Source organism: Burkholderia sp. BCC1996, assembly GCF_905339955.1.
In the GTDB taxonomy this organism is placed as follows: domain Bacteria; phylum Pseudomonadota; class Gammaproteobacteria; order Burkholderiales; family Burkholderiaceae; genus Burkholderia.
Genome location: NZ_CAJPHM010000110.1, coordinates 1 through 346 on the forward strand (window position 1 = coordinate 1; position 346 = coordinate 346).

1 protein-coding gene is annotated in these 346 nt (G+C 63.6%); it reads left to right on the plus strand.

Annotated features, from left to right (window positions below; genetic code table 11):
- On the plus strand, positions 1-346 hold a 346-nt coding region (locus U4Z64_RS37445), incomplete at both ends, for an ABC transporter permease subunit (protein ID WP_415750635.1).

Consider the following 346-nt stretch of genomic DNA (forward strand, 5'->3'; position numbering starts at 1 on the left):
TGCACATCCCGTTCCTGATCATCGTGCCGATCGCGATGGCGCTGGCGGCGACCTTCGGGATCCTGCTCGGCGCGCCGACGCTGCGCCTGCGCGGCGACTACCTGGCGATCGTGACGCTCGGCTTCGGTGAAATCGTCCGGATCTTCATGAACAACCTCGACCGTCCGGTGAACATCACCAACGGCCCGAAGGGGATCACGGGCATCGATCCGGTGCACGTCGGCGGCTTCAACCTGTCGCAGACGCACTCGATCTTCGGCTTCCAGCTGCCGTCGGTCTACATGTACTACTACCTGTTCGTGCTCTGCGCGCTGCTGGTGATCTGGGTCTGTACGCGCCTGCAGCA